A 24599-nucleotide genomic window follows, 5' to 3' on the forward strand; every position below is an offset into this window, starting at 1 on the left:
GAATCGAGCACGCTCACTTGGTCTCCCCCGTGATGGTCGTGATGTCGGTGTCGGTGTCGGTATCCGTGTCGGTGTCGGTATCCGTGTCAGTGTCGGTGGTGGCTCCCGCGCCGGTCGTACGGTCGCCGAGCAGGCGCTCGACGTACTTGGCGATGATGTCGACCTCGAGGTTCACCGGCTCGCCGGACTGCTTGTGGCCGAGTGTGGTGAGCGCGAGGGTCGTCGGGATGAGGCTGATGGTGAAGGAGTCGGCGGCGGCCTCGACCACGGTGAGGCTGACGCCGTCGACGGTGATGGAGCCCTTCTCGACCACGTAGCGCGAAATCTCAGCCGGGAGCGCGATCCTGACGATCTCCCAGTTCTCCGAGGGCGTGCGCTCCAGGATGGTGCCGGTGCCGTCGACGTGGCCCTGGACGATGTGGCCACCGAGCCGGGCGCCCACCGCGGTGGGCCGCTCCAGGTTCACGCGCGAGCCCTCGGCGAGTGCGCCGAGGCTGGAGCGCTTGAGCGTCTCCTCCATGACGTCGGCGGTGAACCAGTCCTCGCCGAATTCGACGACGGTCAGGCAGACGCCGTTGACCGCGATGGAGTCGCCGTGGCCGGCGCCCTGGGTGACGACCTTGCCGCTCACCCGGAAGCGGCAGGAGTCGCCGAGCTGCTCGACGGCGGTGATCTCACCCAGTTCTTCGACGATTCCGGTGAACATGTTCAGGACTCCTCGGTGGCGGGCACGGCGGTGATGGGCACGGCGGTGATACGGAGGTCGGATCCGATGCGTACGGCCTCGGTGACGTCGAGGTGCAAGGCGTCGGTGATGGTGGTGATGCCTGCCTCGGCGAGCGCGGCCGGACCGGCGCCGAGCAGGACGGGTGCGAGATAGCCGATGACGCGGTCCACCACGCCGGCGGCGAGGAAGGCGCCGGCCAGGGTGGCGCCGCCTTCCAGGAGTACGGAACGCACACCCCGGGCGTGCAGGGCGGCCAGGAGCGCCCCGATGTCGAGTCCGCTCGCGGCGCGCGGCAGTCGCAGTACGTCCGGTAGGTCCGGTAGGTCCGTGGCGGCGTCCTCGGCCACGGCGATCAGGCTCGGGGCGGCGTCGTCGAGGATCCGGGCGCCGGGCCGCACGGTGGCGGCCTCGGTGTCGAGGCCGACCCGCAGCGGCTGTACGGCACCCTCGATGCCGCGTACGGCGAGGTGCGGATCGTCGGCGCGCAGCGTGCCGGAGCCGACCACGACGGCATCGCTCTCGGCGCGCAGGCGGTGCACATCGGCACGGGATTCGGCCGAGGAGATCCAGCGGCTCGTGCCGTCGGCGGCCGCGGTCCGGCCGTCGAGTGTGGCGGCGTACTTCCAGGTGACGTACGGGCGGCCGGTGGCCACCGAGGTGAGCCAGGCGATGTTCCCGGCGCGCGCCTCGGCTTCGAGCAGGCCCGCCTCGACATCGATCCCGGCCTTGCTGAGGGTGTGTCCGCCGCCGGTCGCGGTGGGGTCGGGGTCGCCGACCGCGTAGACCACGCGGGTGATGCCGGCCTCGATCAGGGCCTGGGCGCAGGGGCCGGTGCGGCCGGTGTGGTTGCACGGTTCGAGGGTGACGAGGGCGGTGCCGCCGCGGGCCCGCTCCCCCGCGGCGCGCAGGGCGTGCACCTCGGCGTGCGGGCCGCCCGCGCGCTCGTGGAAGCCCTCGCCGACGACCGTGCCGTGGGCGTCGAGGACGACGCAGCCGACGACCGGGTTGGGGCTGGTGGAGCCGAGTCCGCGCGCGGCGAGCGCGACAGCACGGCGCATCGCCTGCGCTTCGGCTGCGGTGGGAGCCACCGGGTCCTCCTGCCTCATCGGGCACGGACTCCGGGGCCTGTCGAGAGCGACAGAGATCACGGGCGAGGACACTTCGGGTACACCGGACGGCGGTGGCCCTGTACGACAGGACCGGCCTTCGGCGGCGTACACGAAAAGACGTGCCTGCCCGCCGCGCACTGCCTCCCATCCGGACTTTCACCGTCGGTCCAGGAATTTCACCTGGTCAACCGGTCACTGGAGGTGACCGGGTCGCGGACTTTAACCGCCGGTTCGGAATTGCACCGACCCCGGAGTGCGCTGCTGCTGTTACCCAGCCAGTGTGCCACGGCTGATCGTCGGCCATACGGGCGAAAGCCTGTGGGCTGACTCACAGCGGGTGCGCGTTTGACTTCGGACCGGCCCCGTCCGCCTCCCGGCATCCCGCGCGGACCGCGGGCCCGGCACCCGGCCCCACGAAGCCACTGGTCCATACCTATTGACGCGCTGGTCTAGTCCTCTTAACGTCTGCGTCACCTCCGAGGAGAGGGCCCGTCCGGTGTGCGCACACCGGGGCCCGTCCTGCCCGTTGTACGACACCGAGCCTCCCTTGGAGGAACCGACGTGCACTCCCCCACCCGCGCCAGAACCCTGCTCCTGGGCGCCGGAACGGCCCTCGCCGGACTGCTCCTGGCCACGCTCTCCACGCCCTCCTCGCACGCCGCGGAGGAGGACTGCAGACCCGACGGCCTCTACCGGACGCCAGGCGTCGCGGTCCCCTACTGCTCCGTCTACGACACCGAGGGCCGCGAGAAGATGGGCGCGGACCACCAGCGCCGCGTCATCGGCTACTTCACCGGCTGGCGCACCGGCAAGAACGGGGAGCCGAGGTACTTGGCCTCCGACATCCCCTGGGACAAGATCACCCACATCAACTACGCCTTCGCCCACATCGGTTCGGACCACAGGATCTCGGTCGGCTCGGACGGCGACAAGAACCCCGCGACCGGCATGACCTGGCCCGGCGTCGCGGGCGCGGAGATGGATCCGGACTTCGCGTACAAGGGTCACTTCAATCTGCTCAACAAGTTCAAGAAGCAGCACCCGGACGTCAAGACGCTCGTTTCGGTGGGCGGTTGGGCCGAGACCGGCGGCTACTTCGGTGACGACGGCAAGCGGGTGGACTCCGGCGGCTTCTACTCGATGGCCACCAATGCCGACGGTTCGGTGAACCAGGCGGGCATCGACACATTCGCGGACTCGGCGGTCGCGTTCATCAAGAAGTACGGCTTCAACGGCGTCGACATCGACTACGAGTACCCGACGACGATGAAGGACGCGGGCAACCCGCTCGACTGGTCCTTCGCCAACGCCCGGCGCGCGGGCCTGGTCAAGGGCTATGCGGCGCTGATGAAGACGCTGCGCGAGAAGCTCGACCGGGCCGGTGCCGCCGACGGCAAGCACTACCTGCTCACCGTCGCAGCGCCCTCCTCCGGGTATCTGCTGCGCGGCATGGAGACCTTCCAGGTCCAGAAGTACCTGGACTACGTCAACATCATGTCGTACGACCTGCACGGCGCCTGGAACGAGTACGTCGGCCCGAACGCCTCGCTCTTCGACGACGGGAAGGACGGCGAGCTTGCGTCGGCCGGGGTGTACTCCACCTCGCAGTACGGCGGCATAGGCTATCTGAACACCGACTGGGCGTACCACTACTTCCGCGGCTCGATGCCGGCGGGCCGGATCAACATCGGACTCCCCTACTACACCAGGGGATTCAAGAACGTGACCGGCGGTACGGACGGACTGTGGGGCAAGGCACCGAGCACCGACTGCCCGGCGGGCTCCGGCCTCACCAAGTGCGGTGACGGCGCGGTCGGCATCGACAACCTGTGGCACGACAAGGACGACAACGGCGAGGAGTCCCCCGCCGGTTCGAATCCGATGTGGCACGCGAAGAACCTGGAGAACGGCGTCGTCGGCGACTACGTGACGCAGTACGGCTTCCCGGCCGACACCGAGCTCACCGGCACCTACGTCCGCAAGTACGACTCGACGCTGGTCGCGCCGTGGCTGTGGAACGCCGAGAAGAAGGTCTTCCTGTCCACGGAGGACGAGCAGTCCGTCGCCGCCAAGGCCGACTACGTGGTCGAGAACGGCATCGGCGGCACGATGGTCTGGGAGCTGGCCGGCGACTACGGCTTCGACGCCGGCAAGGGCCAGTACCAGATGGGCGACACGCTCACGACGACGATGTACGAGAAGTTCAAGTCGGCCTCTCCCTACGGCGCGAAGCGCTCCACGATCGAGCTTCCCACCGAGGCCCTGGACATCGACGTGTCCTTCGGACAGTTCCCGCTCGGTGACTCCAACTACCCGATCAGCCCCAAGCTGAAGATCACCAACAACACGGACACCACCCTGCCGGGCGGTACGGAGTTCCAGTTCGACTACGGGACCTCGGCGCCGGACAACGCCAAGGACCAGTCGGGCTTCGGCACGACGATCATCCGCAGCGACCACACCGGCGACAACATCGGCGGCCTCAAGGGCGTCTACCACCGGGCCTCGCTCAAGCTGCCCACCTGGCAGTCGCTCGCCCCCGGCGCCTCGGTGGAGCTGGACTTCGTGTACTACCTGCCGGTGTCCACACCGTCCAACTGGACGGTGAACGTGAACGGCACGACGTACGCCCTGGCCGGCGATCTCACCCGCGGCACCACGGTCGTGGAGCCCGGCACGGGCTCCCCGTCCCCCAGCCCCTCGGACTCCGGCTCCCCGTCGCCGAGCCCCTCGGAGACGGGCGGTGGCGAGTGCACGGACGCGGCCTGGGACACCACGACGGCGTACGGCGGCGGCTCCGTCGTCTCGCACGAGGGCCACAGCTGGAAGGCCAAGTGGTGGACGAAGGGCGAAGAGCCCGGCACCACCGGTGAGTGGGGGGTCTGGGAGGACCTGGGCGCCTGCTGACCCCCCAGTAAACGACCCGGCGGCGGGACCCCCACGGCCCTTGCCCGCCGCCGGGTCCTGGGGGATGTGTGGGGGCGCCGGTCCCCGGGGGTACGTGGGGCGCCGGGTCGTGGGCGATGGCGTGAGGGCACCGGGTTCTCCGACGCCCCCGCGCGGCTCAGTCCCCCGACGGAAAGAGCGCGTCCTGCGCCGCCTCCTGCGCGGTGAGCAGCGCCCCGCGCAACACGGCCCCGCCGCCCAGCTCACCCGCGCGCACCTGGGTCGGCAACGGGGAGAGGGCCGCGACCCGCGCCTCCACGCGGCGCGCCAGATCGGGGCCGCCCGCGCACCCGATCTCCCCGCCGAGGACCACGCACCCCGGGTCCAGGACGGCGGCGGCCGCCGCCGCGCCGAGGGCCAGCCGCTCGGCCAGCTCGTCGAGGAACGCGTCCGCGCCCGCTTCCACCGCGGCGCGGACCACCGGCTCCGCACGGGGCCCCGCGTTGTTGTCGGCAGGCACCGGAAGGCCGTGCCGCACGGCGAGTTCGGTGATCGCCGCCGAGCCGGCAAGCGCGTGGAAGCCGCCCGCGCAGTCGGCCGCCGAAGGCAGCCCCTCGGTTCCGGGGACGGGCAGGAATCCCAGTTCGCCCGCGCCGCCCGAGACCCCGCGCCGCAGCTTTCCGTCGAGGACGACGGCGGCGCCCACACCATGGCCGAGCCAGATCAGCACGAACGTGTCGTGATCCCGGGCGCCACCGAAGCGCTGCTCGGCGACGGCGGCGAGATTCGTCTCGTTCTCCACCAGCACTTCGGCGGGCAACTCCTTGCGCAGCGCCGCCACCAGACGCCGGTGCCAGGCGGGCAGGCCGCTGCTGTCACGCAGCTCGCCGGTCACCGGGTCGATGAGTCCGGGCGCGCCGACGGCAACGCTGTGCAGCTCCCCGGCCCCGGCGTCCTTCGTGGCCCGGCCGAGGAGCGCCACCGCACGCTCGACCGTGCCCTCGGCGCTCGCCACGCCGTCCGTGTCCTTCGTGTCGCCGCTCGTCGCGCCGACCGGCAGCGCCGCCTCGGCCTTCACCTCGCCGAGCAGATCGGCGACGACCAGGGACACCCCGCCCGTGCGCACGTCGAAGGCCGCGAGATACGCGCGGTCGGCGACGATCCCGTACAGCTTCGCGTTGGGGCCGCGCCGCCGCGCGCCCACCTCGCCGACCACCGTGATCAGGCCCGAGCCCTGCAGCCGCTCGACGAGGTCGGCGACCGTCGGGCGCGACAGACCCGTGAGCTGCTTGAGCTGTGCGGCCGTGAGCGGGCCCTGCCGCATGAGAAGTCGCAGCGCGAGCCGGTCGTTGATGGCTCGGGCGGTACGCGGTGAGGCTGGCATGGTGGCGATCCTTCCAGATCCCTGTACGGCCGGAAGCGGCCGTATGCGGCCGGCTGCGACGGATGACCGCTATTTATCAGGCAAGGTTCCTGATAGTTTACTGCGGCAGCGCGGGACACGTATGCCGGGAGGGGCTTGATGAGCGAAGAGACCTTGATATCCGCGGAGTTGCGCCGGGCACGGTACGCCGTGGCCGCGGTGTTCTGTGTGCACGGTGCGGTCACGGGCTCGTTCGCGACCCGGATCCCCTGGATCCAGGAGCATGCCGGGATCGGCGCGGGTCAGCTCGGCCTGGCCCTCGCGTTCCCCGCCATCGGCGCCTCGGTCGCCATGCCGCTGGCCGCCGCGGTCAGCCACCGCTCCGGCCCCCGCGCCGCGCTGCGGGTGCTGCTCGCCCTGTGGACGCTGTCCCTGGTCCTGCCCTCGCTCGCGCCCGGCCTGCTCACCCTGTGCCTGGCTCTCTTCGTGTTCGGGGCCACCTCGGGCATGTCCGATGTCGTCATGAACGCGATCGGTCTGGAGACCGAGAACCGGATGGGCAGCTCGATCATGTCCGGGCTGCACGGCTTGTGGAGCACGGGTGCTCTGCTCGGCTCCGCCGGCGGCACCCTCGCCGCACAGCTCGGCGCGGACGCCCGGCTGCACCATCTCCTCGCGGCGGCTGCTCTCACGGTGCTCGGTCTGCTCGCCTGCCGCCATGTGCTCGATCCGCAGCGCGCCGAGGAAGAGGAGGCACCTCCGCGGTTCACTCTGCCTCCCAGGTCGGCGCTGATCATCGGCGCGGTGGGCTTCTGCGCGGTGTTCGCCGAAGGCGCCAGCCTCGACTGGTCGGCGGTCTACCTCAAGGACGAGCTGCGGACGTCGGCCGGTACGGCCGCCGCCTGCACCACGGCCTTCGCCCTCACCATGGCCGTCGCCCGGATCGCCGGTGACCGGGTCGTCGACCGCTTCGGGCCGGTGCGCACCGTCCGTTCGGGCGGGGTACTCGCGACCGCCGGCGGTCTGATGGTCGTCCTCGCCGACGGCCCGGCGCTCGCGATGACCGGTTTCGGCCTGATGGGCCTGGGCATCGCGGTGGTGGTGCCGCTCGCGTTCGCCGCGGCGGGCCGCAGCGGCCCCAACCCGAGCCAGGCCATCGCGGGCGTCGCCACCATCACGTACACCTCGGGGCTCATCGCCCCCGCGGCCATCGGTGCCGTCGCCGACGCGACCTCGCTGGTGGTGTCGTTCGGCCTGGTCACGACGCTGGCACTGGGCCTGATCCTGTTCGCCGGTGTGCTGCGACCGGCGAGCCGTGAGACGGTCGCGTCCGGCGGCGGGGAGGCGGTCGCGTCCGGCGGTGGGGAGGCGGCGAAGACGGCGGAGGCGCGCCCACGGGTCTGACGGCTCACACACGGGCCTGACTGCTCACAGGGAAGACTCTCCCCGGGCGGCTCAGCAGGGGCGGCGCCACGCGCCGAGGTCGAGGCGTTTGGCCATCGAGCTGAAGCCCAGGGCCCGTGCCTCGGGGCAGAACTTCGCCGGCGGCAAGGCGTACTCCACCTGCAGGACCGCCTTGCCCGCCTCGATGAAGGGCCGCAGCGCCGCGCACTCCTCGTACTGGAAGCACTCCTCGTTCACCGCGAAGTCGAAGGTGTCGACCAGCTCGGGGATCTGCGGCAGGTCGTTCTTGAGTCCGACCGACATACCGCGCTCGTGGGCGAGCTCGGCGAGCATGCGGTTGTACGTGAGCTGGTGCCGGGCGGTCAGCGGGAAGCCGGTGTCGTTGAGGTAGCCGTCCATCAGGTCGGGTTCCACGGCGTCGAAGCCCTTCTCCCGGCACAGGTCGAAGCGCTCGGCCATGAGGGGGCGCAGGATGTCGGTCCTGCGGATGTCCAACCAGCGCTCGCCCGGCCAGCCGTTGGGGCGCCCGAGCACGTCCTCGGGGAAGTCTCGGTGGTCGGGCCGGAAGGACTCCCACGCGCCCGCGTTGATGTAGCAGATGACCTTGCGTCCGGCGCGGTGGAGGCGGGCCACGGTCTCTTCGTCGTTCTCGAAGCCGTCGATGTCGTACACCGGGACGTCCACGTCGAGGTCCACGTCGAGGTCCAGGGGGCCGTCGAGCTGCCACTGCCAGGCCGTGCCCTGCGCGGGACGCCAGCGCTCGCGCGGGGCATCATCCGAGTCGGGTGCCTGCTGCGAGCAGGCGGCGAGCACGACGAGGGCGCACAGCAGCGCCAGGCAGCGGAACAGACCACGCATCATGATGCGGATCATGATGCGGCACCGGCGGCCGGAAGGGGCGGAGGCTGCGACCACGGGTTGGCGCCGTGCCCGGGAACCGCGCAGGAGACGGCGGCGCCGCGCAGCAGGGCGGAGCGCGCGGCCACACCGCACAGCCCCTTGGGCACGCCGTGCACGAGGTGGCAGAACCGCTCGGGCGGATGCTCCATGGTCCAGCGCGGCGGCGCCGGTGCGGCGAGGTAGGTCCGCCAGTCGCCCTCGAACGTCACCAGGACGTCGGCGGTCCTCGCGTACCCGGGGGCCGGATGCACACCGGGGTTCAGGACGACCGTGCCCAGGCCACGGGCGCGGGCTGCACGCGCGAGGCGCCGGTAGTGGCGTACCGCGGGGGCCCCGGACGCGGCCTGGTCGAGGAAGCAGCCGTCGGCGCCGTACCAGTCCCGGTGGCGTTCGAGTTCGGCGATGACCTCGCGCCGGGGCCGGCGCCCGTAGGCCGTGTCCGCATAGCCGAGCAGCCGCACGCCCGCGGCCCGCAGCTCGCGGGCCACGGCGGCGAACGCCGGCTCCCGGAACTCCCCCGGGCCGTCGGCCACGTTGAGGACCACGCCGTACAACAGGTCGGCGCTCCGCGTGAGCAGGTCCCATGCGGTGCGGTCGACGTCCGGGTGCACGTACATCGGCACGAGAAGGCCCGCCCCGGTCTTCGGCAGCGGTGGGTCCCCACCGGTCGCCGGTACCGGCGGATTCGCGCCGGTACCGGCGACCGGAAGGGGTGTCCCGCTCAAAGGCCCACCCGGGTCCGGTCCGGGCTCAGTGCCCGCCAGTGGTCCAGGACGGACTCGGCAAGGGTGCGGCGCGGCTCCCAGTCCAGGGCGGTGCGTGCCGCGCCGATGTCCGCGCAGCTCCAGGAGACGGCGCCCGAGCGGGCCGATCCGGCGCCGGTCTCCTCCAGGGGCCGCCGGTGGCCTGCCACTTCGACGTAGCGGTCGGCCAGCTCGCGTACGGGAGTGGCGGTTCCGCTGCCGATGTTGAGAACCGCCGGCAGCGGTCCGGGCAGCCGCACGGCGCACGCCACCGCATCGGCGACGTCCCGCGCGTCCACGAAGTCGCGGTACGCGGACAGGTCACCAACCCGTACCGTGCCGTCGGCACCGGCCCGCAGCAGCTCGGCCGCGAGGCGTCCCGGCAGTCCGGCGGCCGGGGCTCCGGGCCCGACCGGGTTGAACACCCGCAGCACCACGGCGTCCAGGCCGGAGCCGGTCACGGCCACCGTGCCCGCCAGCTTCGTGGCGCCGTACGGTGTCAGCGGCCGCGTGGGGGTGTCCTCGGCGACCGGGATCTGCGCCGGGGTCGGCCCGTACTCCCCGGCGGAGCCGAGGTGCACGAGCCGCGCGGTGGGTGCGGCCTCGCGCAGCGCCTCGCAGAGGGCCGCGGGCCCGCGCGCGTTGAGTTCGGCGAGCCGGACGGCGCTGCCCGCCACGAGCCCGACGCAGTTGACGACGGCGTCCGGGGCGGCAGCGCCCAGTGCGTCGGCGAGGCGCGTGGGCTCCGCGGTGAGGTCGAGCGGCACATCGGCGTCCGGGGAGCGGCCGCCGATGCTCACCCGCACGCCCGGCAGGGCGCGCAGCCGCTCCGTGATGTGGGCGCCGAGGAACCCCGTGGCGCCGAGGACGAGCATGCGCATGGCCGCGCTCACGCTCCCTTGAGCAGGACGCCGCGGTGCGTGGTGAACTCCGCGTTGGCCCGGTCGTAGTCGTCGGGGCGGCCGATGTCCAGCCAGTATCCGTCGAACTCGTAGGTGTGCGGCGGGGTTCCGGTGGCGAGCAGATCGAGCACGAGCTCGTCGAAGCCGAGCGGCAGACCCGGAGTGTAGGCGGCAAGGGACCGCCGGGAGAGGCCGTACACGCCCATGGAGACCCGGTAGTCGAGTTGGGGCTTCTCGGCGAAGGACACGATCCGGCCGGAATCGGTCGTCAGGACGCCGAAGTCGATGGCGACCTTGCGCGCGTACGTGGCGACGGTGAGCGGCGCGCCGGAGTCGGAGTGCCGGGCGAGGACGTCCCCGAAGTCGAGGTCGGTGAGGATGTCGCCGTTCATCACGAGGAACTGCTCGGGCAGCCGGTCGAGGAGCGGGAGCAGTGGGCCCATCGTGCCCAGCGGGCTGTCCTCGGTCGCGTAGTCGACCCGCAGGCCCCACTGACTGCCGTCGCCCACGTAGGCGCGGATGATGTGGCCGAGATGGCCGATGGCCACGGTGCAGCTGCTGAAGCCGGAGGCGGCGAGCTGGCGCAGCACGATCTCCAGAATCGCGTGCTGGTCCCCGATCGGGACGAGCGGCTTCGGCAGCGTGGTCGTGTACGGGCGCAGCCGGATGCCCTTGCCCCCGGCGAGGATCACTGCGTGCATGAGTTTCCCCAGTCGTATCTGGTGCGTATGTGCGTATGTACGTATGTACGGGTCAGAGGTCGTACCGGCCTCGCATCGGCACGGGTCAGATGTTGTAGATGCCGGTCTTGTAGCGGGCGAGGTTCGCCGGGTCGCGGAAGAAGTCGATGGTCTTTTCGAGCCCGGCCTGCAGGGTGTGTCCCGGCTCCCAGCCGGTGGCGGCGCGCAGCCGGGAGGCGTCGGCGATCAGCCGCATGACCTCGGAGTTCGCGGGGCGGACGCGCTCGGGGTCCTCGGTCACGTCGAGGTCGGTGTCCATGAGCTTGCCGATGAGCCGGGTGAGCTCGCCGATCGAGATCTCCTCTCCCGTACCGGCGTTGAAGGTGCGTCCGACGACCTGTTCGGCGGGTGCCGTGCCGACCGCGAGGAAGGCCCGCGCGGTGTCCTTCACGTACAGGAAGTCCCGCGTCGGCCGCAGATCCCCCAGGGTGACGGTGCGCGCCCCGGCGGCGACCTGTCCGATGACCGTGGGGATCACCGCGCGCATGGACTGGCGCGGTCCGAACGTGTTGAACGGCCGCAGCGTGACGACGGGGGTGGCGAAGCTCGCGTGGTAGCTGTCGGCGAGCCGGTCGCCGCCGGCCTTCGAAGCGGCGTACGGGGACTGGGTGTTGATCGGGTGGTCCTCGGTGATCGGCACGGTCTGAGCGGTGCCGTAGGTCTCGCTGGTGGAGGTGTGCACGAGACGCGGGACGCCCTGACGGCGTACGGCCTCAAGGATGTTGAGCGTGCCGGTGACATTGGTGTCCACGTAGCTGTGCGGCGCCTGGTAGGAGTACGGGATCGCGATCAGGGCCGCCAGGTGGTAGACGGCCTCGGCCCCTTCGGTGAGGGCCTGGACCGATCCGGGGTCGCGGACGTCGCCGAGGACGATCTCCACCTGGTCGAGCACGTCGGACGGGAGGGTCTCCAGCCAGCCGTAGGAGGAGAAGGAGTTGTACTGGGCCATGGCACGCACCCGGTGCCCGGCGGCGACGAGCGCTTCGGTGAGGTGCGAGCCGATGAACCCCTCGGCTCCGGTGACGGCGACAAGCGTGGGCGTGGTCAAGGTCGTTGCTCCTGGGGTGAGTCGGTACGGATCGGGTGGCGGGGTGGTCGGCGGTCAGCCAGTCAGCCGGCCGGTCAGTCGGGCAGCCGGGCAGCCGGGCACGGGCACGGGATTCAGCGGTGAGCGGTGGGGCGCGCGAGCAGCACCCGGGCACCGGCACACAGGACCGCGGCGGCGAGACCGGTTGCTATCAACTGCACGGCGAGATAAGGGAGTTCGACAGCCCTCGCCGCGACCAGCGCGGCGGCCGCGGTCAGCGTGACGACGGCGGGGAACCAGGCGACGGCGAAGGCCTGCAGCAGGAGCGCGGTCCACATGACCGCCCCCAGACAGAACAAGGCCGGCAGACCGGCACCCGTGAGCACGGCTCCGCAGGCCAGCAGGCCGAGGTAGCCGCCCAGGCACAGGGCAAGGGCATGGCCGGACCGGCGGGAGAAGCCTCGCAGGTCGACGGAGGAGTGCAACGCGGCCACTGCGAGGGAGCGGTAGCGAAAAAGCAGCCATTCGGCGAAGCCCATGCTGAGGGTCAGCACCACCACGGTGCGGGGGTCGAGCAGCCCGGCGAGCGCGGCCAGCACTCCGGCCGCGAGCCCGAACAGGCCGTACGGCAGGGAGGAGAGAGCCGACGGGGTGCGCGTGCCGTCGGATGCGGTGGCCGACGGCGTGCGGGCGCCGTCGCCCGCGGCGCCGCCCCGCTGCTCACGCAGGCTGCGCCCCGCGACGGCGGCGGTCAGCGCCACCGTGCCGAGCAGCAGCACGGCCGCGACGAGCCCCGGAACGGGACGCAGGAGCGTCACCCCCGCGCCCGCCGAGACCGGCAACAGACTCAGCAGCAGCACGCGTTCCCGGCCGAGGACGAGGAGCGCGCTCGCCGCGGCCAGATACACGGACTGCCCCACGGCGAAGGCGCCGGCCGCGGTCGGCCCGCAGAGCGCCAGGCCGGTCGCGCCGCACACCAGCGCGCAGGACGGCGCTCCGACCCGGAGGGTACGGGCCGAAGCGGCCGGTCCTTCGCAGGCGAGGCGCAGGTGGGCGCGGTGGCTGAGGCCCTGGTTCACCGCCCAGGCGAGCAGGGCCGCCGCGACGAGCCCTCGAAGGTCGCCGCGCCCCTGCCACAGCGGGGCGCCGAGCACGTAGGCGAGTCCCGGCAGGGCGAAGACCAGGCCGCGCAGGGCGCAGCGCAGCGGGTCCGCGCGCCACAGGTCCGAGCCGGGCGGCGGTGTGACGTAGTGGCGCGGCACACGGGCGAAGAGGTCCTCGGCGAGAGTGAACAGGTCAGGCCGCCCGTACTGTCGCTCGACCTGTTCGGCGGTCAGGCCGTCCGATTCGAGCAGCGCCGCGACCTCGCCGGGGTGAACGGCCACGGCGATCTGCTCGACGAGCCGTTCGGCGAGTGCGTCGACCGGGTCGTCGGCCCAAGCGGGCCGGGCGGACCGGGCAGTCCGGGCAGCCCGGGCAGACTGGGCACACCGGGAGCGTCCGGTCGGCTTGGGCGGTACGGCCGGTGGTCCGTCCCCCTCGCCCGGCAGCAGGCGCAGCGGGCCGCTCATGCGAGGACCTCCTCGGCCGCGGCGTCGGCGGCCCGGTCGCCCCAGGCGTCCTGTGCGCCGAGTTCCCGGTAGATGTCCCGGAAGGTGTCGATGGTCTGCCGCAGCGTGAACTGCTCGATCACCCGCAGCCGGGCGCGCTCCCCCATCGCGGCCCGGCGTCCGGGATCACGAAGCAGTTCGAGTGCCGCACGCGCCATCGCGGCGGGTTCCCTCGGCGGTACGACAAGGCCGCTGTCGCCGACGGCTTCGCGGACGCCGCCCACATCGGTCGAGACGGTCGCCCGGCCGCAGGACATCGCCTCGATCAGCGTGAACGGGAAGCCTTCGCTGATGCTGGAGAGCAGCACGATGTTTCCGGCCGCGTAGGCGTCGGTGATGTCGTCGACACGCCCCTCGAAGGTGACCCGGTCGCCGAGTCCCATCCCGGCGGCGAGCGCCTCGCACCGGTCCCGGTAGGCCTCCGCGCCGCGCGGGACGCCGCCGAAGAGCCGCAGCCGGGCGTCAGGGAGTTCGGCCCGTACCAGGGCGAAGGCCCGGATCAGGGTCTCCAGGTCCTTGATCGGGTCGATGCGTCCGGCCCAGCTGAGCGTCGGCGCCTCGGGCTCCGGGCCCGCGGGCGGGAAGGCGGCGGGGTCGACGCCGTTGTATACGGTGCGGATGGATGCGGGGGCGGCGCCGCCGTACTCCTCCCACAGGCGGTTGTAGCGGTTGCCCGGGGTGATGAGCGAGGCGACGCGGTAGGTCTCCTCGGTCAGCAGTCGGAAGAACGCGAGCATCAGGTACTTCACCGGCCAGGTGGAGCCGCCGGTCCGATGACCGAGATAGCGCTCGCGCAGGTACACGCCGTGCTCGGTCAGGAGCAGCGGTACGCCGTGGACGTGCCGGCCCACGAGTCCGGGAAGGACCGCGAGACCGCCGCTGACCGCATGGGCCACCCCGTCGGCGGGCGGTTCGGCGGCGAGCGGGCGCAGTGCGTGTTCCAGGAGGTCGGTGGCGGTGAGGGCGTCGTGCAGGGTGGGCCGCGCGGCGGACACCTCGAGGCCCGGCCGGCTCCAGACGCCGGCCAGGATCCGCAGGGCCGACTCGCTGCGCAGTGCCGGGGCGAGCCGCCCCTCGCGGGCCATCATGGCCAGTCCGTACAGCGCGGGCCCGAAGTACCGCTCGACGGCCGGATCGACGAGCGAGGTCAGGAACAGCTCGTAGGTGGAGAGGACCTGGTGCAGCCGCCGCCCGCGCAGCCTGCGCCCGGTGGGCGCGGGGCCCCAGAGGGGAATCGTGATGGGTTCGGCGACATGGCAGGGCAGCTCCCACACCAGGGGTTCGCGTCCGGTGGCGGTGACGGCCGTGACGCGGAAGTCGAAGTCCGGCATTCCCCGGACCAGTTGGTCGCACCACACGCTCACGCCGCCGTGGCTGTGCGGATAGGTGCCTTCGGTCAGCAGGGTGACCCGGGGCGTGCCGGAGCACGGCGGGTGAAACGGTGACATGGTTCTGCTCCCCCAGAGATCTGCCGCGGACGGACCGGAACGGTCCGGTCCGTCCGCACCAGGCGTGCGCTCCCGCCGTCGTCAGTCCGTCGCGCCGTGCGGCACGCGCCCGGTCACGCCGTGCGGCACGCGCTCGCCCCCTCCGTTCGGGACACGCTCCGCCCCGCCGTACGGATCGCGCTCCGCCTCGCCGTACGGGACGTGCCGCCGCACGCCCTTGGGGGCCGGCAGCCGGCCCGCGGGTTCGGCCACCGGCTGCGCGGGCTCCGTGCTGAGCCCCGTCGCTGCCGTCCCCGACGGCAGGGTGAGGGTGACCGCGGTCTGCAGCAGGGCCGGTGAGACCCGCCCGGAGAGGCGGCCCGCGTAGGCCGTGCCGAACGGCACGCTGCCCAGGAGCAGCCGCTGCCGGGTACCGGCCGGCATGGTCGCGGTGGTGCGTACTCCGCCGGGCGCCTTGACGGTGACGGTGTCGCCGATGCGGTAGGCGGTGACCCGGCCGGACCGGAGTGCGGCGTCCCAGGCCGCGCGCTCGCTCAGTTCGGCGCCGATGTCCTTCTGGCGCAGGTTCACGAACGGCGTGCTGTCCTCGAACAGCCCCTCGTACGAGTCGATGACGGCGTCAAGCACCGGGTAGGCGATGCGGTCCTCGGCAAGGTTCGACTGGTGGATGAAGTGCGGGCGCGGATCGTTGGCGAGCACGTGCGAAAGCGCGATGCGGGTCTCCAGCGGCACGATGTGGTCCGCGTAGCCGCTGACCGGGTCCAGGGGCGCGTCCAGGCAGGTGGTGTTGGCGGCGGTCTCGCAGATACCGCTGCCGCCGTCCGCCTTGCGCGTGTAGATCCAGTTGTACTCGTCGATCTGCTCGGCGGTGCGGCCCGCGTTGTAGAAGACGTTCATCGGATAGCGCGGCACGGTCTGAGCCGGTCCGATCTTGCGCTGCTCCGGCTCGCGGGAGTTGTCGGAGGCGAGGCTGCGGATCCCGTTGTCCCACAGGGCGCCCGCGAGGTTGGGATTGTCCTCGGGCTGCTGCGGAAGCGTCTTGAGCCCCGAGTGCTCACCGGTGACCAACTCGTCGTTCTGCAGCGGCAGTCCGGCGTTCTGCCCCCACCTGCGGTTGTCGCGGATCTGGGCGGCGATCTCCGATCGGGTCACGTACTTGACGCTGCCGTCGGGGTTCTTCGCGCAGACCCACGGCACCACGGACACGTCCTGCACACAGCCGAGGTAGGGGTGGTCGTAGGTGTGGTTGACCCAGCGGTAGCGGTCCTTGTCGGCGATGAGCCGCTGCGCCATGGGGTCGGAGCCGCCGTTCGCGGCCTTGTACTGCACACTGCCGCCGCCGTTGTAGACCATGTCGAGGGTGAACGCGCGGTCAGTGGCCCACTGGGCCGCGTACTGCGCGTCCTCGGCCGTCATCCGGATCGGCCGCGGTTCGCCCTGCCCCGGCGGGCAGTCGACGTCGCCGGGGGTGCAGTTGAGCTCGGTGTCCCAGCGGTCGTCGGCGGCGAAGACATCGTCGACGTGCACGGCGAAGTAGTTGCGGTCCATGCCCAGGTGGACGCCCTGGGTGAGCCAATCGACGATGCCGCGCGCGAGCAGCCGGTACTGCTGCTGGTGCCGGTTGTAGACGAAGGTCACGACGAGTTCGCGCCTGCCGTCGTGCCGGTACTCGCCGACGATGGTGCCGCGCTCCTGGCTCTGCGGGAGCGGCACCTCGACATACGAGGTGAAGTCGGCGCCCGCGAGAGGCTTGGCCGCGAAGGCGTAGCTCTCGCCCACGGTCGGCGAGTTGTCCTCGAACGGCACTGCGCCGTCCAGATAGCCGAACGGACCGGCCTTGCCCTCGGCGGTGACCTGGGCGCGTGCCCCGTCGAGCGAACCGCTGTAGCCGCCGTCGGTCGGCGGGGCGAGACCCACCTCGGGGCGGGCGTAGGTATAGGCGTCGACCTGCGGAATCGCGAACTTCTTCTCGTACGAGGCGAGCGCCGCCATCTCCGCGGAGCCCGCGCCGAACGGGTTGTCGTTGGGCAGCACGACTGCCTGGAACTTGGCGCGCGGCCGGCCTAAGACGGTGTCCGAAAGGAAGGCGGGAGTGAGCGACGGCCGGTCGGGCCGGTTCAGGTCGACCAGGGTGTACGGGGTGCCGGCGCCGTCGAGTGCGGCCGCGATCGCGGCGGTCGCGGGACCGCCGTCGCTCACGACCAGGACCTTGAGGTCGATGCGGGGCGCGGGCTCGGCCGCCGCGGCTTCGACGGGTGTCACGAATGCCAGGGCCAGCGACGCCGTCGTCAGGGCGAGCGCGGCTCTGCGCAGCTTGCGGTTCATGTGGAGTGGATCCCTCCCCGGGAGAGGCATGCGGCCTCGATGTGTCGGATCACATGGTCCTGTGCGCGGGGTGGGAAATGCGGGCGCAATGTGAAAGGTGGCGCAATCCGTTCTTGGCGGGAAACCCCCAGAAAGCGCCCTCCGTCAGGCCGCACCGGCTGTCTGGATATCTGAAAAATTTGGCCACTCGCCGGATCCAGCCAATTACGCAACGTTTCGGCGATTCGGTCGTTGCGAGCACCGAAACGAGCCGGGCAGCTGCGCTTATCCCGACACGTATTCGAAATAGGCGCGCGTGTGCGCACCCTTTAGCATTGCGGGGTTCACCCGGCCGCCACCCCAGAAGCCGGGCCCACGCGAGAAAAGAGACGAGCCACCATGAATCTCGGCGTCCGCTGGACCCTGCACGGCGACGGGCGGACCCCGGCGCCCGGTGCGGTGGTCCGTCCCGACGAGCGGCTGTCCTGGCCGCGCACCTTCGGTCTGGGTGCGCAGCATGTGGTGGCGATGTTCGGGGCGTCGTTCGTCGCGCCCGTCCTGATGGGCCTCGACCCCAACCTCGCGATCATGATGTCGGGTGTCGCGACGATCGTCTTCCTGCTCGCCACCCGCGGCAAGGTGCCCAGCTATCTGGGCTGTTCGCTCTCCTTCGTGGGTGTCGCGGCCGTCATCCGGGCGCAGGGCGGGGACAGCGCGACGGTGACCGGCGCGGTGCTCGTGGTGGGCGCGGCGCTGTTCCTCGCGGGCCTGGCCGTGCGGCGTTTCGGCGCGCGGATCATCCACGCCACGATGCCGCCGGTGGTGACCGGTGCGGTGGTCATGCTGATCGGCTTCAACCTGGCGCCGGTGACGGCCTCCACGTACTGGCCGCAGGACCAGTGGGTGGCGCTTCTGACCATGCTGTTCACCGGTCTCGCAGTGGTCTGCCTGCGCGGCTTCTGGGGCCGTATCGCCATCTTCCTCGGCCTGGTCTTCGGCTACGGGATCTCCTGGCTCTTCGACCGGGTCTTCGGGCAGATCAACTCGGTGGTCGGCGGCGGCGAGGCCACCGACCACTGGCGTCTCGACCTGTCTGCGGTCGGCCAGGCGGACTGGATCGGCCTTCCCGCCTTCCACGGGCCGTCCTTCGAGGGCTCGGCCATCCTCGTGGCCCTGCCCGTGGTCATCGCTTTGATCGCCGAGAACGCCGGGCATGTCAAGGCCGTCGGCGAGATGACCGGCGACGACCTCGACGACAAGCTGGGCACCGCGATCTCCGCGGACGGCGCCGCCTCGATGCTGTCGACCTCGGTCGGCGGCCCGCCGAACACCACGTACGCCGAGAACATCGGCGTGATGGCCGCGACCCGGGTGTACTCGACGGCCGCCTACTGGGCCGCCGCGCTCTTCGCCCTGCTCTTCGGCCTCTGCCCGAAGGTCGGCGCGGTGGTGGCCGCCATCCCGGGCGGTGTGCTCGGCGGCATCACGGTGATCCTGTACGGCATGATCGGTCTGCTCGGTGCGCAGATCTGGATCAACTCCGGGGTGGACCTGCGCAATCCGCTGAACCTGGTGCCTGCCGCGGCGGGCATCATCATCGGCACCGGCGGGGTGAGCATCAAGTTCACCGACAACTTCGAGCTGAACGGGATCGCACTCGGCACGCTCGTCGTCATCACCGGCTACCACGTGCTGCGCGCCTTCGCCCCGACCCATATGAAGCAGGGCGGGGAGCCGCTGCTCGACGAGGGCACGTCGCGCTACGAAGGTACGCAGGGTGACGGGGGCAAGGACCCGGCGGGCTGAGCCGGGCGCCACGGCCCGTGCCGGGCCCGGCCGGACGGCGGGTGTGCCGCGTCAGCGTCCGTTGATCAGGTCGTACGCGTAGCTCGGCGTGAACGCACCCGGCTCGCCCTTGCAGCCGTCCGACTCCCCCGGCAGCTTGATCCAGAGGTACGCGTCGATACGGGACCGTCCCGTCGACAGGGTGGGCGGACGGCCGAGCTCGCGCCCCGCCGGATCGCACCACTCGCCGTCCGGCGACGGCCCGTTGCCGTTGCGACTGGTGTCGATCACCGCGCCGAGGCCGGGGGAACCGCCGAGCGCGTCGAGCACGGAACGCGCGTACGCCACCTCGTCGTCGGTGCGGTGGAAGTTGGACACATTGGTGAAGATGCCGTCCGAGGAGGCCGAGGAGGAGGCGCCCGACCGGCGCAGTACGGCGGCCTGTTTCGCGGGCGTATGCCAGCCCGAGTGACCGGCGTCGTAGTACACGCGTGCCTTGGGGTTGGCGGCCTTGAGCGTACGGCCCGCGCGGGCCAGGGAGGCGAAGCGCGCCTCGCGCTGTCCGGCGCCGAGGCATTCGTACTGGGCCAGTGAATCGGGTTCGAGGATCACGATCACCTCGGAGGAGCCGAGTCCCGCCGCGAACTTCTCGATCCACGCGTCGTACGCCGCGAGATCGGGCGCCCCGCCCTGCGAGTGCCCGCCGCAGTCGCGGTCCGGGATCGCGTACGCCACGACCGTGGGCACCTGGCCGCGGGCCGCGCCGCCCGAGGTCACGGCCCGCACCCGCGAGGTGATCGTGTCCGGGCTGTAGTCGGCGAACCAGACGGCGGCGGGCCGCGCGGCTATCCGCTCCTCGATCAGCGGTCTGCGGGGGTCGTCGCGGTGGGCGCGCACCCAGTCGAGCACTTGGGACCGGCCGTGCAGGTACAGGCCGTCGGAAGCCGTGGTCTTCTCCTTCGTGGGGGCCTTGGTGCCGGTCTTCTTCGCCGGCGCCTTGCTCGCCTTCGCGGCCTTCGAGGCGCTCGCGGACGGCGAGGGCGCGGGCGAGGCCGAGGCCGAGGGCACGGCGGGCAGCGGCTGCGTCGTGGCCGACCGCGTCTCCTCGGGCGCCGCCCGGTCCGCCGCTCCCCCGCCGTCGCCTGCCGCGAGCACTCCGCTGACCGTGCCGATCACGACGACCAGCGAGGCCCCGGCGGCCATCGCATTGCGCCGCTGTGCCCTTCTGCGCTCGGCGCGCTCGGCCCGCCGCTGTGCGCGTACGCCCTGCACGTCGCAGTTCCCCCCATGCGTTCTGGTTCCAGTACGCGACCCGTCCGCGCACGCCGTTCCTGTACGCGACCCGTCCGCGCGCCCCGTTCCCCCGATCCGGCGAAGCTCGCGGCCCGTCGGGCCCTTGTGCAGCCTACGGCTGGGAGGCTGCACACATGGCGCAGTCGGTTCACTTGGCAGCAGACACCCCATTTGTCACCACCGTCGCGGCGCGGATGCGCGAGTGGGACGAGCGGTGGCCGCGGGCGGACGGTGTCGCGGTCTTCAACCGGGTCTATCTGACTGTCACGGAGGAGATCGCGGGGAAGGTGGCCGCGGGCGCGTTCCCCGATGTCCTCGCCGCCCGGACACTCGGGGTGCGATTCGCGGAGCGCTATCTGCGGGTCGTCGACCAGGTCGCGGAGGGCGGGCGGCCGCCCGCGTGCTGGCGGCCGCTGTTCCAGTACCGGGGCCATCGCGATGTGAGGCCGTTGCAGTTCGCGCTCGCGGGCATCAACGCGCATATCGGTCACGATCTCGCGCTGGCCGTCGTGGACACCTGCCGTGACCTCGGCTGCGGGCCCGCCGCCGTCGAGGACGAGTTCGACCGGGTCGGCGACATCCTCGCCGCGCTGGAGGAGCGGATCCGAGAGGAGCTGATGCCGGGCCCCGATCTGCTGCAGGTGGCCGATCCGCTGACGCATCTGCTCGGCACCTGGAGCCTGGAGCGCGCGCGGGACGCGGCCTGGTCGGCGGCCCGGGTGCTGTGGGGGCTCAGGAACGTTCCCGAGCTGGCCGAGGAGTTCACCGAACGGCTCGACGCGGGCGTGGGGCTGGTGGGGCGGTGTCTGCTGACGCCGTGGCGGTAGCCGGCCGGACGGGACATGAGGCGGGGGCGCCGATACGCAATCGGCGCCCCCGTCCTCGTACGAGCGAATCCGCTCAGTCCTCGGGCAGCTCCACCGGCGCGATCTCGTCGAAGAGGTCGCCCGGGCCCGGGTTGGTCGGGTCGGTGGCGCCGCCGAACTGGTGCATCACGCCCCACACCGCGTTGAGCGCGGTCTGTACGGCGCCCTCGGCCCAGCCGGCCGTCCAGGAGATGTCATCGCCGGCGAGGAAGATGCCGCGCTGCTCGGCGGGCAGCCGGTCCTGCATGAAGTGCGTGAACAGGCGCCGCTGGTAGCGGTAGTGGCCGGGCAGGTTGGCCTTGAACGCGCCCATGAAGTAGGGCTCGTTCTCCCAGGAGACGGTGACCGGGTTGCCGATGATGTGGCCGCGGATGTCGACGTTCGGGTAGATCTCACCGAGCGACTTCAGCATGACCTCCATCCGCTCGTTCGCGGACAGCGGCAGCCACTTGAGGCTGTCGTCGCACCAGGTGTACGAGAGGCAGATGACGGCGGGCTTGTCGGGGCCGTTGTCCAGCAGGTACGTGCCGCGGGTCATGCGGTCGGTGAGGGTCATCGACATCACGTCACGCCCGGTCGCGTTGCCCTGGTCGTCGACGGCCTTGTCGAGCCAGAACGGCCGGTCGACCGGCACGAACAGCTTGCTGGACTCCATGTAGTGGGTGCGCTCGATCGCCGTCCAGTGGTCGATCGGGAAGAGCCGGTCATCGCACTCGATCTTCGAGAGCAGCATCCAGGACTGCGCGGTGAACACGGCCGCGGGGTAGGTACGGATGTCGCCGCTCGCGTCCGTGACCGTGATGCGGTTGCCCGCGGTGCGGGACAGGCGGGTCACGGCCGGGCGGGGCTCGCCCGCCTCGTGCAGCGAGCTCAGCGAGGTCCCCTGCGCCCAGTGCACGATCTTCCCGGGGGCTCGCTCCCAGAGCCTGAGCGGCAGCTGCTGGCTGCCGCCGACGATGCCGCGGTGGTGGTCGTCGGCCTCGGTGTAGACGACGCGCAGGATCTCCAGGATGGAGTTGGGGAAGTCGGTGTCCCAGCCGCCGGTGCCGAAGCCGACCTGGCCGAAGATCTCGCGGTGCCGGAAGGACTTGAAGGCCTCGGACTCGCAGAGGAAGCCGTAGAAGGTCTGGTTGTCGAGCTTCTCCACCAGCTGTGACCAGATCGCGCGGATCGTGGGGATGTCGCGCTCGCGCAGGGCGCGGTTCATGGCGGAGAAGTCGGCGCCCTCCTCAAGGCAGGCGTTCCAGGCGTTCATGACGTCCCGGTAGACCTGAGGCAGATCGTCCACGGAGGTGGCGTAGTGCGACTCGCCCTTGAGGTCGACGACGGTCGACGGGGTGGACTCGGCCAGCGGGTTCGGGAACGGCGTGGTCTCCAGGCCCACCAGGTCGATGTAGTGCTGCAGCGCGGTGGAAGACGGCGGGAAGCGCATCGCGCCCATCTCGGCCGTCAGCTCGTCGTCGCAGCCCTCGAAACCGACGGTCCGCAGCCGTCCGCCGATCTTGTCGGCCTCGTAGACGACGGGCTTGAGACCCATCTTCATCAGCTCGTACGCGGCGATGATGCCGGACAGGCCGCCACCGATGACGGCGACCTCCTGACCGTGCTCGGTCGCGGGTATCTGGCCCAGGCCCGCCGGGTGCGCGAGGAAGTCGTCGTACGCGTAGGGGAAGTCCGGACCGAACATGGTGATCGGCGACTCGGTGGCCGGGGTGTGCTGTACGGCCGTGGGCACAGTGGACGTCATGGGGTGCGGACTCCTTGCAGGTGCTTTGTGGCAGGGGTGAGGTGGCTGCGGGGGCCAGGGCCGGGCGGAGTGTCGGCGCCGGGATGTGCGGCCGGTCAGATCAGCGAGCCGTAGAGGCCGGGACGCCGGTCGCGGAGATACGGATTGCCCGCGCGTGAGGCGGCCAGGAACTCCGGGTCCACCTCGCCGGACACGAGCTCGGCCTCGCGTCCGGCGCGGGCGCGGGCGACCCCGTCGGGGCCTACGAGGGTGGAGCGGCCCACGAACTCGAAGGCCCCCTCGGTGCCCGCCCGGTTCGCGTACGCCACGTACATCTGGTTCTCGAAGGCGCGCACCGGGACCAGGGACTCGGCGACGAACTGGAAGGGGTGCATCAGGGCGGTCGGCACGAGGAGGAGGTCGGTGCCGGCGAGGGCGTGGGCCCGGGCGTTCTCGGGGAACTCGACGTCGTAGCAGACCATGATCCCCAGGCGCAGCCCGCCCAGCTCGGCCTGGACGACGAGCTGCTCGCCCGGGGTGAAGTGCTGCTGCTCGAAGTCGCCGAAGAGGTGGGTCTTGCGGTAGTTGGCGAGGCGGGTGCCGTCCGGGCCGATCAGCTGGGCCGAGTTGTAGACCTGCGCGCCGTCGCGCTCGGGGTAGCCGTAGAGCACCGCGAGGCCGTGCCGGGCGGCCAGTTCCGCAACGGTCTTCGCGGAGGGTCCGTCGGCGGTCTCGGCCAGGCGCGGGATGTCCTCCCCGATCGCGTAGCCCGTCAGGTACATCTCGGGGGCGAGCAGAAGACCGGCCCCCGTGGCGGCGGCGCGGGCGGCGTTGTCGTCGAGCAGCGCGAGATTCTGCTGCACACCACCCGGATGCCCGGAGTTCTGGAGCAGGGCGGTACGCAAGGCGGGCATGCAGGACCTCGGGCGGTACGGGTGGATCGAGGGGACGTCTCGACGGTACGTTTCCCGGGCACACCGCGACAAGACGCGAACCTTGCGCATTGCTGCACGGTTTGTTGCGCGAAATCCAGCCTGCGCGGCGATTCATTGCCACCCAGCCACCCCACCCGGCTGTGGGCAGTCGTGCCGCAGGGCGAGTGGGGTCTCCCCTACTGGGGCGCCCCCGACGAATACCTCCGCAGCAGCGGCGAAAGCACCAGCACCGACTTCGTCCGCTCCACGAACGGCTCCCCCGCCACCTTCTCCAGTACCTGCTCGAAGTGCCGCATGTCCGAAGCGAAGATCTGCACCACCGCATCCGCCTCCCCCGTGACCGTCGACGCCGCCACGATCTCCGGATACCGCTCGAGCCCCTGCCGGATCGCGTCCGGCGAGGTGTTGCTCCGGCAGTAGATCTCGACGAACCCTTCGGTGTTCCATCCGAGCGCCCCCGGATCCACCCGCACCGTGAACCCGGTGATCGCCCCGCTCGCCCGCAGCCGGTCGACCCGCCGCTTCACCGCGGGCGCGGAGAGCCCCACGAGCTGGCCGATGTCGGCGAAGGAACGCCGGGCGTCCTCGGCCAGGGCGCGGACGATACGTTCATCGAGCTCGTTCAACACGGCGTACGGGTCACTCCTCGATCGCAGGGGTGCGTGCCGCCTCCACGGCCGGGCGCCCGACCGGCTTGCGGCGCATCAGGCTGCTGACCGGGGACCGGACGGAACGGGGCGACGTCACGTCGGACACCTTGACACATCGAAAGGGCTCCCCCATCCTCCTCGCCGCCTGAGGCGCGCGTCTTTCGGTATTCCGAAAACCACT

Annotated in this window: 19 protein-coding genes and 1 riboswitch; of the genes, 4 read left to right on the top strand and 15 right to left on the bottom strand. The window is 71.5% G+C overall.

The genetic code is table 11. The features are described 5' to 3' along the window. Window positions 1-13: 13 nt before the first annotated feature. Complete coding sequence (locus ACLF6P_RS05420) at window positions 14-706, bottom strand: riboflavin synthase (protein WP_415948491.1); 693 nt, start codon at window positions 704-706, stop codon at window positions 14-16. A gap of 2 nt (window positions 707-708) precedes the next feature. Beyond that, window positions 709-1785 carry a bifunctional diaminohydroxyphosphoribosylaminopyrimidine deaminase/5-amino-6-(5-phosphoribosylamino)uracil reductase RibD gene (gene ribD / locus ACLF6P_RS05425; protein ID WP_415948631.1) on the bottom strand — a complete coding sequence of 359 codons (1077 nt, stop codon included), beginning with the start codon at window positions 1783-1785 and terminating at the stop codon, window positions 709-711. Between the two features lie 181 nt (window positions 1786-1966). Beyond that, window positions 1967-2097, bottom strand: a riboswitch (FMN riboswitch). Window positions 2098-2397: 300 nt separating this feature from the next. Here ribD and ACLF6P_RS05430 point away from each other — a divergent pair. Continuing rightward, window positions 2398-4743: a chitinase C-terminal domain-containing protein gene (locus ACLF6P_RS05430; protein WP_415948492.1), complete on the top strand. Its 2346-nt coding sequence runs from the start codon at window positions 2398-2400 to the stop codon at window positions 4741-4743. A 157-nt stretch (window positions 4744-4900) separates the two neighbouring features. Here the strand turns inward: ACLF6P_RS05430 and ACLF6P_RS05435 are convergent, their stop codons facing one another. Continuing rightward, window positions 4901-6106: an ROK family transcriptional regulator gene (locus tag ACLF6P_RS05435; protein ID WP_415948493.1), complete on the bottom strand. Its 1206-nt coding sequence runs from the start codon at window positions 6104-6106 to the stop codon at window positions 4901-4903. 138 nt (window positions 6107-6244) lie between these two features. Between ACLF6P_RS05435 and ACLF6P_RS05440 the strand changes: the two genes are divergently transcribed. Further along, complete coding sequence (locus tag ACLF6P_RS05440) at window positions 6245-7489, top strand: MFS transporter (protein ID WP_415948494.1); 1245 nt, start codon at window positions 6245-6247, stop codon at window positions 7487-7489. A 51-nt stretch (window positions 7490-7540) separates the two neighbouring features. Here ACLF6P_RS05440 and ACLF6P_RS05445 read toward each other — a convergent pair whose 3' ends face one another. The 8 genes from ACLF6P_RS05445 to ACLF6P_RS05480 all read right to left on the bottom strand — a co-directional run bounded on the left by ACLF6P_RS05445 (window position 7541) and on the right by ACLF6P_RS05480 (window position 17184). Continuing rightward, the gene (locus ACLF6P_RS05445; protein WP_415948496.1) at window positions 7541-8350 is read right to left on the bottom strand and encodes an endo alpha-1,4 polygalactosaminidase; all 810 of its coding nucleotides are present in this window, start codon (window positions 8348-8350) and stop codon (window positions 7541-7543) included. Between the two features lie 8 nt (window positions 8351-8358). Then, window positions 8359-9006, bottom strand: a complete 648-nt coding sequence (locus ACLF6P_RS05450) for a spherulation-specific family 4 protein (protein ID WP_415948632.1) — start codon at window positions 9004-9006, stop codon at window positions 8359-8361. Window positions 9007-9110: 104 nt separating this feature from the next. After that, a complete protein-coding gene (locus tag ACLF6P_RS05455) occupies window positions 9111-10013 on the bottom strand; it encodes an NAD-dependent epimerase/dehydratase family protein (protein WP_415948498.1) in 903 nt (300 codons plus the stop codon). A gap of 8 nt (window positions 10014-10021) precedes the next feature. After that, on the bottom strand, window positions 10022-10735 hold the full coding sequence (locus tag ACLF6P_RS05460; RefSeq protein WP_415948500.1) for a sugar phosphate nucleotidyltransferase: 714 nt from the start codon (window positions 10733-10735) through the stop codon (window positions 10022-10024). A gap of 85 nt (window positions 10736-10820) precedes the next feature. Continuing rightward, window positions 10821-11822 (bottom strand): SDR family NAD(P)-dependent oxidoreductase, encoded by a 1002-nt coding sequence (locus tag ACLF6P_RS05465; RefSeq protein WP_415948501.1) that lies wholly within the window; start codon window positions 11820-11822, stop codon window positions 10821-10823. 113 nt (window positions 11823-11935) lie between these two features. Continuing rightward, window positions 11936-13372, bottom strand: a complete 1437-nt coding sequence (locus ACLF6P_RS05470; RefSeq protein ID WP_415948503.1) for a hypothetical protein — start codon at window positions 13370-13372, stop codon at window positions 11936-11938. Next, window positions 13369-14859, bottom strand: a complete 1491-nt coding sequence (gene pelF, locus ACLF6P_RS05475; protein ID WP_415948504.1) for a GT4 family glycosyltransferase PelF — start codon at window positions 14857-14859, stop codon at window positions 13369-13371. Before pelF ends, ACLF6P_RS05470 begins: the two co-directional genes overlap by 4 nt. Before the next feature lie 81 nt (window positions 14860-14940). Continuing rightward, the gene (locus ACLF6P_RS05480; protein WP_415948505.1) at window positions 14941-17184 is read right to left on the bottom strand and encodes a hypothetical protein; all 2244 of its coding nucleotides are present in this window, start codon (window positions 17182-17184) and stop codon (window positions 14941-14943) included. A 378-nt stretch (window positions 17185-17562) separates the two neighbouring features. Between ACLF6P_RS05480 and ACLF6P_RS05485 the strand changes: the two genes are divergently transcribed. Continuing rightward, complete coding sequence (locus tag ACLF6P_RS05485; RefSeq protein ID WP_415948507.1) at window positions 17563-18969, top strand: uracil-xanthine permease family protein; 1407 nt, start codon at window positions 17563-17565, stop codon at window positions 18967-18969. A gap of 51 nt (window positions 18970-19020) precedes the next feature. Here ACLF6P_RS05485 and ACLF6P_RS05490 read toward each other — a convergent pair whose 3' ends face one another. Next, the gene (locus ACLF6P_RS05490) at window positions 19021-20151 is read right to left on the bottom strand and encodes a glycoside hydrolase family 6 protein (RefSeq protein WP_415948633.1); all 1131 of its coding nucleotides are present in this window, start codon (window positions 20149-20151) and stop codon (window positions 19021-19023) included. A gap of 224 nt (window positions 20152-20375) precedes the next feature. Here ACLF6P_RS05490 and ACLF6P_RS05495 point away from each other — a divergent pair, with 224 nt between their 5' ends. Beyond that, complete coding sequence (locus tag ACLF6P_RS05495) at window positions 20376-21068, top strand: DUF5995 family protein (RefSeq protein ID WP_415948508.1); 693 nt, start codon at window positions 20376-20378, stop codon at window positions 21066-21068. Window positions 21069-21141: 73 nt separating this feature from the next. Here the strand turns inward: ACLF6P_RS05495 and ACLF6P_RS05500 are convergent, their stop codons facing one another. From ACLF6P_RS05500 to ACLF6P_RS05510, 3 genes are all read right to left on the bottom strand, one after another. Continuing rightward, window positions 21142-22854 carry a flavin monoamine oxidase family protein gene (locus tag ACLF6P_RS05500; protein ID WP_415948510.1) on the bottom strand — a complete coding sequence of 571 codons (1713 nt, stop codon included), beginning with the start codon at window positions 22852-22854 and terminating at the stop codon, window positions 21142-21144. A 95-nt stretch (window positions 22855-22949) separates the two neighbouring features. Then, the gene (locus ACLF6P_RS05505) at window positions 22950-23747 is read right to left on the bottom strand and encodes a carbon-nitrogen hydrolase family protein (RefSeq protein WP_415948511.1); all 798 of its coding nucleotides are present in this window, start codon (window positions 23745-23747) and stop codon (window positions 22950-22952) included. 197 nt (window positions 23748-23944) lie between these two features. After that, window positions 23945-24397, bottom strand: a complete 453-nt coding sequence (locus ACLF6P_RS05510) for an Lrp/AsnC family transcriptional regulator (protein ID WP_415948513.1) — start codon at window positions 24395-24397, stop codon at window positions 23945-23947. Window positions 24398-24599 lie beyond the last annotated feature (202 nt).

The organism is Streptomyces lothianensis (genome assembly GCF_047779955.1).
In the GTDB taxonomy this organism is placed as follows: Bacteria; Actinomycetota; Actinomycetes; order Streptomycetales; family Streptomycetaceae; genus Streptomyces.